General features: G+C 65.1%; 10 protein-coding genes. 6 read left to right on the top strand and 4 right to left on the bottom strand.

Going from position 1 to position 15312, the window contains the following annotated elements; translation table 11 throughout:
- From VB737_RS00340 to VB737_RS00350, 3 genes are all read right to left on the bottom strand, one after another.
- On the bottom strand, nt 1–2293 hold a 2293-nt coding region (locus VB737_RS00340), incomplete at its 3' end, for a zinc-dependent metalloprotease family protein (protein ID WP_500310176.1).
- A 615-nt stretch (nt 2294–2908) separates the two neighbouring features.
- A complete protein-coding gene (locus VB737_RS00345; RefSeq protein ID WP_500310178.1) occupies nt 2909–3739 on the bottom strand; it encodes a hypothetical protein in 831 nt (276 codons plus the stop codon).
- A gap of 564 nt (nt 3740–4303) precedes the next feature.
- Nucleotides 4304–5029: a hypothetical protein gene (locus VB737_RS00350; RefSeq protein WP_500310180.1), complete on the bottom strand. Its 726-nt coding sequence runs from the start codon at nt 5027–5029 to the stop codon at nt 4304–4306.
- 393 nt (nt 5030–5422) lie between these two features.
- On the opposite strand from VB737_RS00350, the gene argS reads away from it, so the two are divergent.
- The 6 genes from argS to VB737_RS00380 all read left to right on the top strand — a co-directional run bounded on the left by argS (nt 5423) and on the right by VB737_RS00380 (nt 13341).
- Nucleotides 5423–7240, top strand: coding sequence for an arginine--tRNA ligase (gene argS / locus VB737_RS00355; RefSeq protein ID WP_500310182.1), 1818 nt, complete (start codon nt 5423–5425; stop codon nt 7238–7240).
- A gap of 53 nt (nt 7241–7293) precedes the next feature.
- Entirely contained in the window at nt 7294–9438 is a 2145-nt protein-coding gene (locus VB737_RS00360; protein ID WP_500310184.1) for an NAD(P)-binding protein, read from the top strand.
- Between the two features lie 104 nt (nt 9439–9542).
- A complete protein-coding gene (locus VB737_RS00365) occupies nt 9543–9902 on the top strand; it encodes a hypothetical protein (RefSeq protein WP_500310186.1) in 360 nt (119 codons plus the stop codon).
- A gap of 33 nt (nt 9903–9935) precedes the next feature.
- Nucleotides 9936–10958, top strand: a complete 1023-nt coding sequence (locus tag VB737_RS00370) for a polyprenyl synthetase family protein (RefSeq protein WP_500310188.1) — start codon at nt 9936–9938, stop codon at nt 10956–10958.
- The gene (locus VB737_RS00375; protein WP_500310190.1) at nt 10958–12040 is read left to right on the top strand and encodes a saccharopine dehydrogenase family protein; all 1083 of its coding nucleotides are present in this window, start codon (nt 10958–10960) and stop codon (nt 12038–12040) included. The genes VB737_RS00370 and VB737_RS00375 overlap by 1 nt, the downstream gene beginning before the upstream one ends.
- 35 nt (nt 12041–12075) lie before the next feature.
- A complete protein-coding gene (locus VB737_RS00380; RefSeq protein WP_500310192.1) occupies nt 12076–13341 on the top strand; it encodes a hypothetical protein in 1266 nt (421 codons plus the stop codon).
- Between the two features lie 17 nt (nt 13342–13358).
- Here VB737_RS00380 and VB737_RS00385 read toward each other — a convergent pair whose 3' ends face one another.
- The gene (locus VB737_RS00385) at nt 13359–15053 is read right to left on the bottom strand and encodes an ATP-binding protein (protein ID WP_500310193.1); all 1695 of its coding nucleotides are present in this window, start codon (nt 15051–15053) and stop codon (nt 13359–13361) included.
- Nucleotides 15054–15312: the final 259 nt, after the last annotated feature.

The raw sequence follows: 15312 nt of genomic DNA on the forward strand, positions 1-15312 counted from the left end.
GGATCTGGTTCTTGCCGGCGGCGTTGGTTTCCGCGGCCAGGATCTGACGATCGGCGAACTGGGTGGCCGTGATCTGGCTGCCCCGGAAGCGGACGGCGGAGGTGAGGCCGTTGACGCGGACGGAGATCCGGTTGTTGGTGGTGTCGCGCAGCAGCTCGACGGCGCCGTTGGGATCGAGCACCTGGAGGGTGCTGGCGGTGCTGGTGCTCGTGTTGTTGGTGGTGGTCGTTGTGGTGGTGGTCGGGGGCTGGCTGGTGCCGGTCAGCGGGGTGCCGGTGGCATCGACCATGAACTGCTGCTGGAACAGCAGGCCGGCGCTGCTGGTGGGTGTGGTCAGGTTGTTGTCGGAGCTGACGAAGTTCCAGTTGCCATCGAGCGTCCAGGTGCGGATCTGGCCGGTGGAGACCACCTTCCAGAGGATCTGGTTCTTGCCGGCGGCGTTGGTTTCCGCGGCCAGGATCTGACGATCGGCGAACTGGGTGGCCGTGATCTGGCTGCCCCGGAAGCGGACGGCGGAGGTGAGGCCGTTGACGCGGACGGAGATTCGGTTGTTGGTGGTGTCGCGCAGCAGCTCGACGGCGCCGTTGGGATCGAGCACCTGGAGGGTGCTGGCGGTGCTGGTGGTCGGCGGCGGGGTTGTGGTCGTGGTGGGGGGCGGGGTGCTGCCGGCGGGCTGGACGGTGCCACTCACCATGTACTGGCCGAGGCTGCCGTAGTCGGTGTAGCCGGTGGGGGTGCTGGCCAGGGGGGTGCCGAAGCCGACGCCGTCGATGCCGAGGTAGTAGGTGCCGGCGGCGAGGGTGGTGGAGAAGCTGGCCGTGGTCAGATCGGCCGGGTTGAAGGTCTGGACGACGCTGCCGTCGGCCCGGTAGAGGGTTGCGGCGATGTCCAGGTTGGCGCCGCGGGCGGTGAGGTACTGCGTGGTGGTGCTGCCGGGGCTGCCGATGAAGGCCCGGGAGGCGTTGACGATGTTGAAGGACACCAGGCCGGCGCCGGTGTCGAAGCGGAACATGTCGACGTCGGTGTTGCGTTCGATGATGCCGAAGCTGCTGAAGGTCAGCCCGGTGAGCGCCGTGGCGGTGCTGAAGGCGTTGCCGTGGTCATCGACGTTGTAGGTGAAGCCGTTGCCCGTGGTGATCGTGGCAAGATCGTCCTGGGTGTTGTTGGCGCCGGTGTACTCACCCTTGCTCCACTGGGTGAGGTTCTCGTCGTTGCCCAGCCAGGCCGCCCCAAGGATCGTGCCCCAGCTGGTGGGACCGGTGCCGCCGTGGCCGCCGTAGTACTCCGTGGTGCCGGCGCCGTCATGGGTGAGGCCGAGGGTGTGGCCGACTTCGTGGCTGGCCGTCTCGGCGGCGGTGTATTCGCCCCGGTTGAACACCAGGGCCACGTCGTCGGTGCTCCAGTTGAAGCTGTTGTAGTAGGCGGTGCCACCACCACCGGCATTGGTGATCGCCTTGCCGGTGAGCAGGTTGAGGTTGCTGGTGAAGGCCACCCGGATGCCCCAGCGGTCATCGCCAGTCCCGAACTTGCGCAGGGCTTCGGTGCCAGGGTCCTGGGTGGTGACGTTGACGTTGAAGGGGGCAAAGTCCTCGGCCACCCGTTGCCAGATGCGCTGGATTTCGGTGAGAGCTTTGTCGTCGAAGGTGCTGTAGAAGCCCTTCAGGCTCAGGTTGCCGCCGTTCTCCCAGGGGGAGTTGTTGACCTGATAGCCGTCGAAGTCGAGATAGATCGTCTTCGTGGCGTTCGGGTTGCTGTGCAGCCGGAACACGTCACTCAGGTTCACGCCCGTGCCGAGGGTGACCAGGCTGTTGAGAACCAGGGGGGCCTGGTCGGTGGTGGTGTCCCAGGCGGCGGCACCGTCACCGGTGGTGACGGCCAGCACGCTGCAGGCCCGGCAACCGCAGGTGGGTCCCATGGCGGCGGCGGATGGGCCGGAGGCTTCCCCGGGCCAGGGATCGTTCAGCGCCTGGTGGCTGGTCGTGGCCACCGCCGGGGCGGCGACGAGGCTGACGCCGTTCTGGAAGATGGCCTCCGGTGCGGCGGGCTGGGCGGCCGGAGCCGAAAAGCTGGCTTCGAGGCTGCCCAGGGCATTGGCCGAACCAGGGGGGGGAGGTGAGGCCTTGGTCGTGGCCAGAACGGCGTTGATCAGGGTGGCGGGCGCATCGGCTGGGGCCGGGGCCGCGTCGACCAGGAGGCTGAGGGTTGTATCAGAGGAGCGTCTTGCTTGGCTCGAAAGTTCAGTAAGGAGGGGGGAAAGTGATTGTTGGCCCCCTGCGTATTCGGTGGTAGTCATGGCGAAGAGAGGGGTAAACAGCAAGCGACATCCATCACCACCCGAAGCTTCCAACCATTGACAGGCGGATGCTTCAGGAGATCTTCAAAGTCGTTGCGCCCAGAGCACTGGGGGGATCGACTTTGTTGCCGGGGGGGGCTGATGGAAGGAACCCTTTTCCCCCGCACTCATCATCGTTCTGCAGCAGCTTTGCTGTCTTTATGCACAGGCCAATTCACGGGGAGAGTTGCGTGACCGACGCTGAGCATTTCCTTGGAATTGCACCACCAGTCCGGTGGTTTCGGATGCAAAAATCGCTGCAGGCCGCCAGCTGCGGCCTCGCCCGGGAGGTCGGCCAATGGCCGCCAGGACGATGTCGCCAGGGGGGATGGGGGCTCTCAGGCGGGGTTGAGGACGGCAGAATCCCAGTGGTGGCAAGGGTTCCCGCCGACGGCATCACGGCTGCCAGCACCTTGGAGGAGCCCTCATGGAAGCCTGAGGGTCAGAGCTCTATCGCCCTAAGTGCCTTTAAGCATGACCTGCAGATTTGTAGCGGATCTGCAGCCACGACGCTGCTCTCCGATGCGGGCCTGTACCTTCCGGGATGGTGCCATCCGGAGCACCGGTCCGCAAGCCTCAGAGGGGTGGGGGTACCCCGGTTTCCGAGCTGTCGTCGTCCTCGGGGACCAGGCGGGAGAAGTACTCCTCCTCGCTGGCGGCGGTGGAGCGGCCCGGAAGGGGCAGGCCCAGCAGGCCCCCCGCCTCGGGTTGCTGCGCCCGCGGTCCCCGCAGGCTGATCGCCGTGTGCCACTCCACCAGCAACGGCACATCACTTCCCTTGCGCTGGGCGCCCATGGCGAAGGCGACGGCCAGGGCGAGGGAGGAGAGCATGACGCGCACACTGTCCTTTGCGACGGCCTCAACGGCCTGGGGCGCGGGGGCCTGGATCCTGGCCTCCACCTGCTCCCGCACCTCCTTGAGGCGGGCGAGCATGGCGCGCTTGGTTTCCGGCAGCGGCAGCCCCAGATCTTCAAAGCGGATCCCCAGGCTCGGCGTCTGGATCGCCTGCAGCCGGGCCTGGAGGTTGTCGAGGCTGGTGGCCGTGGTGATGGTCTCCTGGAGCAGGTCGAAGGTGCCGTTGGCGACGGAGAGCTGGCGGGCGACGTTGGCCCTGGCCGTCGCCACGCTGTTCCAGCCGGCAAAGGCCTGCAGCGGGATGATCAGCAGAAAGCCGATGACAGCCAGGACCGCCCAGCGGGCCATGGCGTCTCTGCGCTTCTGCAGGGCGGGATTTCCGGGATTGAGGTAGGCGGCCAGATGCAGCAGCCCGAGGGCCACCAGGGGGATGGTGCCGGAGTCAAGGCAGGCCGAAATGAAGCGCAGCTGCCAGGCCGTGTCCAGCGGGCTCACCGGCACAATATTGGCCAGCAGGCTGATGAGATAGATCACAAACAGCGCTATGGCCATCAAGGCCAGCCGATCAGCCAGGATCTCCGAATCGAATGGGCTGATTCCCTTGGTGTCGGTCATCAGGACATCCAGGCTTGAACCTGTGTTCCCCTGTTGCCCGTTGGGTTGCCTGTGGGGAAATCGGCGTGGATGTCGATGGGATGAACGGCGAGCGCCACGGGATCGTAAGCATTCAGGCGCTAGAACTTTCCCCCAGCAACATCATTGCCAGGCCATGGAAGTTGCCACTCTTTCAACCGACCGGGCCGTGAATGTGTGACTGGGTATGACCAAGCTTGCAGATTCTGCCCACTCCTGAGAAGCAAAGAGGCTAAAAACACTGTCACAATCAAAAGCCTGGGCTCCTGCCAAAGCACACCAGCTTCCGCACGGCTCGCACAAAAAATCCCCCTTGATCGACAGGGGGGTGGTGTCAGAAAGGCAAGCTTGCAATGGAGATCAAAGAGCGCTGGCCCTCTCTGCTGCAATGGTCTTGATCCGACGGCGCAGTCTGCGGCTCCATCCGAAGGCGACGATGCCACCCGCGACAGGCAAGGGGCCAGGAACCTCGTCCACGGGCCCTTAGTCAATCACGCGCCATTTGGCGAATCCGGTAACTTTTTCGCCGTTTTTAGATACTTCAGGCTTGCCACTCTTTTTGAAACCAGTGATGACATCCTGGAAGCGAAGAGCGATCTGCGCGTCTTTCCAATTGTTGCCTGTTGGCGTGTATTGGTTAAACAGATTGAAGAATCTTTCGGCGACTTGATCCGCCGTGGCAATGTTTGGATCGTTGGATTTCAAGGTGAATTGGACATTGACGGTTTTCCCGCCAACAATGCCTTTATCGCCGGAGCCACCATGACAACCGCTTGAACTGCTCACGCGGGCGCAGAAATCAAAGGGGGCGAAGGGCTTATAGGGTGCCGTGCTGTTACCCGTGAGCGTCTTGTTATTATCCTTGATAAACAGAGCACCTTGGTTTCTCTGCTCTCGGTTGGGATTGCTGATGCCGCCAAAGACCCGCTCGTATCCAGAAACCAGTGGATTATAGCCAAGTAGCGAAATGGCTTCGCTTTTGTTGTCGCTCTTGAGGGGCTCGTTGAAAGCAAGCCCTACAAGGGTGCTCGAAGATTTGCCGCTGGCCGGGGATGTATTGGAAATCCCAAGATCTAGAAGATAGGTACTGGAATCGTTGGGGTTTACTTTGAAGTCAAAGGATAGTTTGGCGGTGACGCCGGTGCTGTAAAGGCTCGTTTTATTGCCAGGGGCAGCGTCGAAATAAACATCGAACCCGGTTTTGGCCATGGCTGGTGCAGCTGCGCCCATCAACCCTGCAACGCAGCTGGCCAGAAGGAGCTGGTTCTGCCGAGACCGACCCAACACCGCGAACACCTGAAAGTCTTCTCACCATAGCACAGGGTTTGTCACCAAGCACAAAGGTGCCTTAGTCAATCCTTAAGTCTCGGGCGTCGCGCCGCCCTGGGAGGCCGATCGAGGGCGGTCGCTGCCGCCGCAATCGGGTCAGTGGCCCGGGTCTTGGGCGCTGCAGTGAACGCTCAGCGCCTCCTGGCGCTTCCCTCTGGTGATGAGGGAGCGAGCACGACGCGGCGCCCGCTCAGGCTCCACGTGGTCCCTGACCCGTCGACCCGCCGGGGAGGATGATCGGGTCCACGCCTGCCGTTCGACCGGTTCCGCTCCATGCTGCGCATCGCCCACGCCCTGAACAGCCAGCTGCTGGGGGCCCTGGAGAGCGCGTTCCCCGAGGCGGCCGCCACCGCCCGGGAGGCCGGCACGGCGCTGGATCCCCAGCTAGGGCCCGCCAGCAAGCCGGAGTTCGGTGACTTCCAGGCCAACGGCGCCCTCGCCCTGGCCAAGCCCCTGCGCCAGGCGCCCCGGGCGATCGCCACGGCGATCGTGTCCCGGCTGGAGGCGGATCCCGGCTTCGCCGCTCTCTGCCTGCCGCCGCAGATCGCCGGCCCGGGCTTCATCAACCTCACCCTGCGGCCCGAGGTGCTGGCCGCCGAGGTGGCCCGCCGCTTGGCCGATCCCCGCCTGGGAGTGGAGCTCGTGGCCCCCGGGGGCGCCCCGGTGGTGGTGGATTTCTCCAGCCCCAACATCGCCAAGGAGATGCACGTGGGGCATCTGCGCTCCACGATCATCGGCGACGCCCTGGCACGGGTGCTGGAGTTCCGCGGCCATCCGGTGCTGCGCCTCAACCATGTCGGTGACTGGGGCACGCAGTTCGGCATGCTCATCACCCACCTCAAGCAGGTGGCGCCCGAGGCCCTCGACACCGCCGATGCCGTCGACCTGGGCGATCTGGTGGCCTTCTACCGCCAGGCTAAGGCCCGCTTCGACAGCGACGAGACCTTCCAGACCACCTCACGCGAGGAGGTGGTGAAGCTGCAGAGCGGCGATCCGACCAGCCGCCGCTGCTGGCAACTGCTTTGCGACCAGTCGCGCCGGGAGTTCCAGCGCCTCTACGACCGCCTCGACATCCGCCTCGACGAGCGTGGCGAATCCTTCTACAACCCCTACCTGGAAGCGGTGGTGGCCGATCTGGCCGCCGCCGGCCTGCTGGTGAGCGACGGCGGCGCCCAGTGCGTGTTCCTCGAGGCCGACGACGGCACGGCCAGCCAGGCGCCGCCCGTGATCGTGCGCAAGAGCGACGGCGGCTTCAACTACGCCACCACCGACCTGGCGGCCATCCGTTACCGCTTCGCCACCCCCCCCGACGGCGACGGTGCCCGTCGGGTGATCTACGTCACCGACGCCGGCCAGGCCAGCCATTTCGCCGGGGTCTTCCAGGTGGCCCGCCGCGCCGGCTGGATCCCCGAGGGCGGGCGGCTGGAGCACGTGCCCTTCGGGCTGGTGCAGGGGGAGGACGGCAAGAAGCTCAAGACCCGCGCCGGCGACACCGTGCGGCTGAAGGAGCTGCTGGATGAGGCGGTGGAGCGCTGCGACGCCGACCTGCGCCGCCGCCTGGAGGAGGAGGGACGCCAGGAGGAGGAGGCCTTCATCAGCGAGGTGGCCACCACCGTGGGCCTGGCGGCGGTGAAGTACGCCGATCTGTCCACCAACCGGATCACCAACTACCAGTTCAGCTTCGATCGCATGCTGGCCCTCAGCGGCAACACCGCCCCCTATCTGCTCTACGCGGTGGTGCGGATCGCCGGGATCGCCCGCAGGGGCGGCCACGAGGACGGGGCTGGGGCCGCGGGCCCGGAGGCTCTGGCGTCGCTGGCGTTCAGTGAACCCCAGGAGTGGGCGCTGGTCCGCCAGCTGCTGCAGTTCGATGCCGTGGTCCAGGAGGTGGAGGAGGAGCTGCTGCCCAACCGCCTGTGCAGCTACCTGTTCGAGCTCTGCCAGCTGTTCAACCGCTTCTACGACCAGGTGCCGGTGCTCCGGGCCGAGGAGCCGGCCCGGGGCTCACGGCTGGCCCTGTGTCGCCTCAGCGCCGAGACCCTCAAGCAGGGCCTGGGCCTGCTGGGCATTCCCACCCTGGAGCGGATGTGAGGCCAGCGGAAAGGTCCGGTAGCGTTTGCCGACACGGCGGCTGATGGATCCGGATGGTCGTGGGGGAGCCGGTCAGAGTCGTGATCATCGGCGGTGGCTGTGGCGCCATGACCGCGGCCTACGAACTCTCCAGACCTGAGCACAACGGCCGCTACGCCATCACCGTGTACCAGCAGGGGTGGAGGCTGGGGGGCAAGGGGGCCTCAGGCCGTGGTCCCTCCGGTCGGGTGGAGGAGCACGGACTGCATGTGTGGCTGGGCTTCTATGAGAATTCCTTCCGCATGATGCGGGAGTGCTACGCCGCGCTGGAGGCGTCGCCGGAAGGTTCACCGTTCGGCCCCTGGCAGGAGGCCTTTCTGCCGGAAATGGATGTGGGCCTGTTCTCCCGTTCAGGATCGGCTGACTGGCAGAAGTGGACGGCGCCGTTCCCCCCCAGGCCGGGCCTCCCGGGGGATCCCCTGGAACCCGGCGCCGTCTATTCCATGGCGGGGTATCTGCAGCAGGCCATTGCCATGCTGCGCACCCTGATCCTGGACGTGGAGGTGAGCACCTCCACGGAGTCGCCGGGTGAGGGCCGGCCCGGAGACCTGCTCGAAGCGATGGCCGGCTGGCTGGCGGGAGGCACCTTCACAGGAGCGGCCGTGATGGCGGAAGGCCTCGGACTCCTGGGCAGTGCCCTGCGGACCCTGCCGCTGCCCACGGAAGCCCCCCTGATGCGCTTCGTTGAGGAGCTGAACGCAACCATCCGATCCTGGCTGGAAGAGCGCTGGCTCTCGGATCACCCCAAGCGCTACATCTGGGAGATCGTCGATCTCGTGCTGGCGATCATCGTCGGCAGTGTTCGCTTCAACCTGCTCCGGGACCCCCGGGGACTGGACGCGATCGACCACTACGAATGCAGGGAGTGGCTGCGCCTCAATGGAGCTTCGGAGCGGGCCGTGCGCTCTCCTTTCGTGGTCGGTCTCTATGACCTTGCCCTGGCCTACGAGGACGGTGATTCCAGCAAGCCGGCCCTCGCGGCCGGACAGGCGATCCGGGGCTCCCTGCGCATGTTCTTCGGCTATCGCGGCTCCCTGTTCTGGCGCCTGCGGGCGGGCATGGGCGATGTGGTGTTCGCCCCGCTCTATGCATTGCTGCGTCGCCGGGGGGTGCGCTTCCAGTTCTTCCACAAGCTCACCAATGTTCAGATCCCGGCCGGGCCACCCATCCAGCCCGGCGACCGCAGCCATGTGGCAGCCCTCGACTTTGACGTCCAGGCAGAGATCCATGGCAATCGCGACTATGACCCCCTGATCAACGTCGGCCATCGCCCCTGCTGGCCGTCCCAGCCCGATTTCGAGCAGCTGGTCGACGGTGAGCGCCTCCGCCTCGAACAGCGGGATTTCGAATCGCACTGGGATCGCTCCTTCACCTCCAGGCGCCGCCTCGAGGTGACGCGTGACTTCGATGCCGTGGTCCTGGGTGTGAGCGTCGGCGCGATCCCCCATGTCTGCCCCCAGATCCTGGCCAGGGATCAGCGCTGGGCCACCATGGTGGAGAAGGTGAAGACCACGGCGACGCAGGCCTTCCAGATCTGGCTGCAGGAGGATCTGTCCCAGCTGGGATGGCAGGGTCCTCCCTACATCGTCTCGGCGTTCGATAAGCCCTTTGACACCTGGTGTGACATGGCCCATGTCATTCCTGAGGAGGCGTGGGCGCGGCCTCCCGCCACCGCCCTCTACTTCTGCGGGGTGCTCAGGGATCCGCCTGAATCTCCCGCGGATTCCGACAGCCCCTATCCGCTCCGTCGGACGGAGGAGGTCCGGGAGAATGCCATGGCCTTTCTGTGCAACGCCGGCTCGGTTCTGTGGCCCCGGGCCTATGACGCCGCCGGTGCCTTCCGCTGGGAGCTGCTGGCCGATCCCGCTCCGGCGGAGGGTGCCGAACAGCCGCAGGGCGAGCAGCGATTCCTGAGTCAGTACTGGCGGGCGAACGTCAACCCTAGCGACCGCTACGTGCTGGCGCTGCCAGGCAGCCTGAAGCATCGGATTTCTCCACTGGATTCCACCTACGACAACCTGACCATCGCCGGAGACTGGACCGACTGTGGGTTCAACGAGGGATGCACCGAAGCCGCCGTGATCTCGGGGCGGCTGGCGGCCCATGCCCTGTCTGCTTCACCGCCTCTGGCTGAGATTCACGGATACGATCATCCTTGAACATTTCGGTATACAATCCCCGTTAACGTACGTGCCTATCAATGTCAGATTCCCAGTCCCCGGATGGCCGTTGGCAGCGTCCCCCGATCGAGCGTGAGACGCCCTTGCGGAGCGGCTGGTCAGAGGGCGGTCCGCAGGTGGGGGGGCGGCGCATCACCGACAGCGTGGAAGACACCATCCGCACCGCTTATCAGGTCATTGGCGAGAACTTCCGTCAGGGTCACGACGCCGCCGAGCGCTACAGCCAGCAGGCACCCCACGGCGCGGCCGATACCTCCCGCGACCTCGGCACCTTGACCAGTCGGATGATCCAGCTGGGACGGGACATGGCCAACACCTACTTTGATGCCATGGATCTTCTGCTGCAGGAAGTTGATCAGCGCCGCGGGGATCGTGAACGCTCCCAGGAGCGGCGGGATGCCCCTGCAGGCTCTGGAGTCGACGATGGCGGCGAGCCGCTTTAGGGCAGGCCATGGTCCTTGTGGTGCATGGGAGCCATGACCAGAACGATCCAGCCACTACTTGAGGCCTATGGAACGCTGATCCGGGAGTACGTGGATCGCTATCTCACGAGCCAGCCGCGGGCTCCCTATCTCCATGACCTCCTGGCCGATTATCCGAGCCGGGGCGGCAAGATGATGCGGCCGTGCATCTGCATGGCCAATGCGCGTGCCTTCGGGGGACGGCTGGAGGACGCCATCCCCTTCGCTGGCGCCGTGGAGATTCTCCACAATGCCCTGCTCATTCATGACGACATCCAGGACGAAAGTTTGGAGCGTCGCGGCCTCCCCACCTTGCATGCCCTGCATGGTGTGCCGCTGGCGATCAACGCCGGCGATGCCATGCTGCTGATGGCCTTCGGCCCCCTGCTCGACCATGTCGGCAGCCGGGGAGGATTGTTTGCCCGAAGATTTCTTGACGTGACGCGACGGATGGCCCGGGAAACGGCGGAAGGGCAGGCGCTCGATATCGGCTGGAGACAGAACCATCGCCATGACATCACCACGGCTGACTATCTCACCATGGTGCTGAAGAAGACGGCGTGGATGGCCACCATCTGGCCGGCCCAGGTGGGGATGCTGCTCGGTACCCATGGCCTTGTGGATCCTGATGCCGTGGTTCGCTTCGGTTTCTTTCTCGGGGCCACCTTCCAGATCCAGGATGATCTGTTGAACTTCTCCTCTGAACCATCCTATGGAAAAGAGCCTCGGGGGGATCTGTTCGAAGCCAAACACACCCTGCTGTTGATTCATGTCCGTGACCAATGCGATCCGAGCGAACGCCAACAGCTCGACCACTTCATGAACCTGCGCCGGGAGGAGCGCACCGCAGAGTCCGTGGCCTGGCTGGCGGATCTCATGGTTCGCAAGGGGTCCCTTGACTATGCGCGCATGGTGGCGGAGTCCCTGGCGGGAGCCGCACGCCATGAATTCACCAGGGCCTATGGGCACCTGCCGGAGTCGGAGGACAAGGACTTCATTGAGGATCTGGTTCCCTGGGTGTTCAACCGGGCGACCTGATGCCTGAATCTCCTGGTAACGGTGTCGCCTATCCTCCCGGTCGCGTCCTGCTCTACGGCGCCACCGGCTTCAGCGGTCGCCTGCTGACCCGTTGCCTTCTGGAGCAGGGCATCGATGTGGTGCTCGCGGGCCGGAATGAAGCCCGGCTGGTGGAGATGGCGCGCCGCTGGAACCTGGATTGGCGTGTGTTCTCGCTTGATGATCCTGCCCAGATCGAGGCTGCTCTCGACGCGATTCACGTGGTGCTGCATGCGGCGGGCCCCTTCCAGCGCACGGCGTTGCCGATGATGGCCGCCTGTATTCGCACCGGTACCCACTATCTCGATCTGGCCGGGGAATGGCCCGTGTTTCAGCAGGCGATGGATCTGGGTGATCGTGCCGCCGACAACGGCGTGATGCTGATGCCGGGGATCGGCTTCTCGATCGTGGCCTCGGATTGCCTCCTGGCGATGGCCCGGGCCCGGTTCCCCGAAGCGGTGGCTCTGCGGCTGGCCCTCTCCAGCCCGGATGTGATGTCACGGGGCACGTTCCGCAGCCTGATGGGACTCACCAGCTCCACCGTGACGGTGCGCAGGAACGGGACGCCCACCACCTTGCCTGCGGGGTCAGTGTCACGCTGCTTCGACTTCGGCGCCGGCCTGCGCGAGGCGTTGGCCGTCACCTGGCCGGATGTCGTGATCAGCCAGGTCACCGACGGCATCGCCACCCTGGAGGTGTATGCCGAGGCGGATTGGCCCGTTCAATTCGCCTACCGGGCCGGCTCCAGCGTGGCCCCTCTCCACCAGTCGGTCCTCGGCCAGCGGCTGCTGGATCTTGTCAGCCACGGCTGGCCCCAGGCCCCCTCGGCGGCACAACGGCAGCGTTCCGGCTTCACCCTGGTGGTGGAAGCGGAGGATCGCTGGCGACGCTGCCGCTTCCTCCGCATCCGGACATCGGACGGCTATACCGTCACCGGTGCGACGGCAACGGCGATCGTCGGGCGTGTCCTCCAGGGCCAGCTCGCCCCGGGGTTTCAGTCGCCCGCCCACCTCTACGGCGGTGCTTTGCTCGAGGAATGCGGTTGTGTTCTGCGAGTAGGGTAAGCCCACGCCTATCGGGACCAGTCGCGCCTGCATCGGTGAACGATCTTCCCTATCTCGACAATCCACTGGATGGCCAGCAGGAGGCCCCCCCCTACCTCTTCACGGGGATCCAGTCGCACTACTTCAAGCTCAAGGCCGAGGCCCGCGCCCTCGAGAGCTTCTGCTCGAACTATCTCAACCCAGCATCCAATTCCTTCACCTACTGGCCGCTGTCCTCCCTGCCGCTGGTGGGTGCCGGTTTGGGAGGGCCGTTCGTTGTCCTTGGGGTCCTCTTCTATCCGGACATGCGGTCTGGCAGCTTCCATCCCGAGCGCACCACCCGCCAGCACGAAGTCTTTTTCTCGTTCCCCGTTCTTCGCTTCAACAACGGATTCCCGGACAAGATCTGCTGGGTCTACCCCTTCATCTGCGTTGACAACATCCGTTCGGCGATCACGGGACGAGAAGTGATCGGGCTTTCCAAGCTTGTGGGGCGATTCGATTGCCTGGACTCCCGCCCGTCGGGCTCACCTCACCCCCCGTCCCGCGATTCCCTCTCCGGAGAGCTGTTCGGTGAGGATACGGACTCGATGGGGATCAGTGTGCCCACCTACATGCGCTATGGCCATGACAGCCATGAGCAGATGCTGCCCATCATTCGCATCCAGGCGGACCCCAAGTTCCAGGCGGATGCCCTGCGCGAGGGGGAGGTGTCCGACCTTCAGGACGCTCCGGTTCTGGATCGCGCTGCAGCCGAGGCAGGGGACGGGTTCGGGCTGCCGTGGCCCCATCCTGACGCGGCCAGCTCGGGGGGTGTCCTGAACCGTATCGCGGAGCTGGTCCATGGCTTCACTTTCCTGTCTCCGAAGCTGGCCATCAACAGCCTCAAGCAGACAAGGAGCAGTGTGGATCCCGCCTGTTCCGACCATCAGGCCCTGCTGGAGACGGTCTGGCAGTCGGAGAACGTGCGCCAACTCCGATTCTGGGGTCTCGGCCACTTCCGCATCCAGATCTTCAACCACGCTGGCTTGCCGCTGGTCAACCAGCTCGGCCTTGGGGAGCACAAGCGCGATGGTGATTTCATCGAGCTGGCGGGATTGGGCTCCAGTTATTCCCTCCGTTCCGATCTGCGTATGGTGAGCTCCACCGTGCTGGCGGAAGCCGATGGTGTGGCGCCAACGGCCGGCAGCACCCTGCTCCGTGAACTCACCACCATTCCCATGGCCTGCCTGTCCCTGACCGCCGACATGGCGGATGCCTCGATCCAGTGGGCCGGCCTGTCCGTTTCTCTGGCGCGCCAGGCCCTTGGCCTGAAGCGCTGAGGGGTGGATGACGCGCGTTACAGCGCGGACCCGCCGATCCGTTCCCGGGCGTAGAGCTGTTTCTTCGCGTTGATCATCGTCTCGAAACTGGCGGCTCCCAGGGCCCTGGCGATGGCCAGGGCCTGATCCAGGGCCTCCATCACCGCTGGCTCGTCATGGCCCTGGGCTCTGGCGATCACATCCGCTTGGCGCACATGGACCAGGGGCATGAAGTAGGCCTCACCCGAGCGTCTGACCGCCTCCGCCGCCGCCTGAATGGTGGCGAAGGCCTCGGACACCGAGCCAGCCAGGGAGTGGAGCGTGGCAATTTCCGCCAGCCGAAAGCCCTCCAGGGTCATCACGCCCAGGCGCTGCTGTTCGCGCATGCCTTCCAGTGCGATCGACAGCGCCTCGCCCCCCGGCTCCGCCTGGCCGGCGTGGGCCAAGGCGACCCCTTTGTAGACCTTGGCAATGGCGCGCCAGGTCAGGTAGCCATAGGCATCGGAGATTCCCAGGATGGTATCGCTGAGGGCGATGGCCTCGAGGTAGCGGCCCTGCAGCACATGAATCAGCAGTTCATGGCTCAGCGTGTAGACCGTTTCGTAGTTCCTGCCCAGGCGTTCCGCATGCTGCCGCGCCTGTTCCAGGGTGGCGGCCACCTGATCGGGAGGTCCGCACGCCTGCTCCACCATGGCGAGGGCCGTGAGGGAACCGGTCATCGGATCGTGGGTGGAGGGAAAACCCAGATCCCAGCCTTCATGGAGACGGTAAAGATCAATGCTTTGGGTCAGATGCTGGCGCGCCAGGGCCATGGATCCCTTGACGTAATGGACGTAACCGATGGAGAAATGGGCTTCGATGCCATGGATGGGATCCCGGCCCTGATCCCATCGCTGCAGGCATTCACCTGCCGAGCGCTCGGCATTGTCCAGATCGCAGGAGACGATGCAGAAGTTGCAGATGCCGCGCAGGATCGCAAAGGACGACTGGCTGTCCTCCAGGCGCTCTGCCAGTGTCCGGGACTCCTCCAGGATCTGGCCCACTTCGGGCGCCGAGTAGCTGCGGGATCCGGCCAGGCTCATGGCCAGGCCCAGCAGCAGGTTCAGCTCCAGGGAGGCGGGCAGCCCCTCCCGACGACAGGCTTCGTGGCGCAGCAGATCCAGGGCTGTCTGGAAATGCTGCACAGCTTCTTCATGGGAGGCCATGTCGGAGGATTTCCGCCCCGCACTGATCCAGTGGGGGATCGCCTGCTCGAAGGAACCGGCGCGCGTGTAGTGATGGGCCAGCAGCTGGGGTTCCGCATCCACGAGCTCATGAAACTGACCCGAGAGTGTCCTGGCGATCTGTTCGTGAAGGGTCTGCCGATCCCGCTTCAGCATCGTTTCGTAGGCCGTATCCCGAATCAGTGCATGCTTGAACTCGTAGGCCTCACCGGCGGTCTGTTCTGAGAACTGCAGCAGCCCGGAAACCAGCAGTGCATCCATCTGTTCGCGCAGCCATGCCTCCGGTTGGCTGGAGACGGCCTCCAGCAGTTCGTAGGTGAAGCTTCTGCCGATGACCGCCGCGATGCTGGCCAGGCTGCGGGCCGGCCCGAGTCGATCGAGGCGGGCGGCCAGGGAGTCGTGCAGCGTTTCCGGGATGAGGTCGCTGCCATCACCGCCATCACCGCCATCACCGCCGCTGGGGCCGTTCGCCCGCAGCTGCTCCAGCATCGATTTCGTCGTTTCTTCCACGAACAGGGGAATCCCATCGCAGCGTTCGACGATGCGCCGGGTCAGTTGGGGAGAAAGGGCTTCATCGGGGTTCAGGCAGGAGCAGATCAGTTCGGAGGCCGTACGGTCCAGTCGCTTGAGGTGGAGATGGGCGTGTCAGGCGACAGCGAAAACTGGTCCAGATGCGACACGAAATCTGGCCCCCCTCTGCGAGCCACTGACCAGGCCCAGCGCCATGACCGCGGTGCTGTCACCTCTGGAGCAGAGCTCCCGGGATGCG

The sequence above is a fragment of the Synechococcus sp. BA-120 BA3 genome, assembly GCF_034931285.1.
Lineage (GTDB): Bacteria > Cyanobacteriota > Cyanobacteriia > PCC-6307 > Cyanobiaceae > Cyanobium.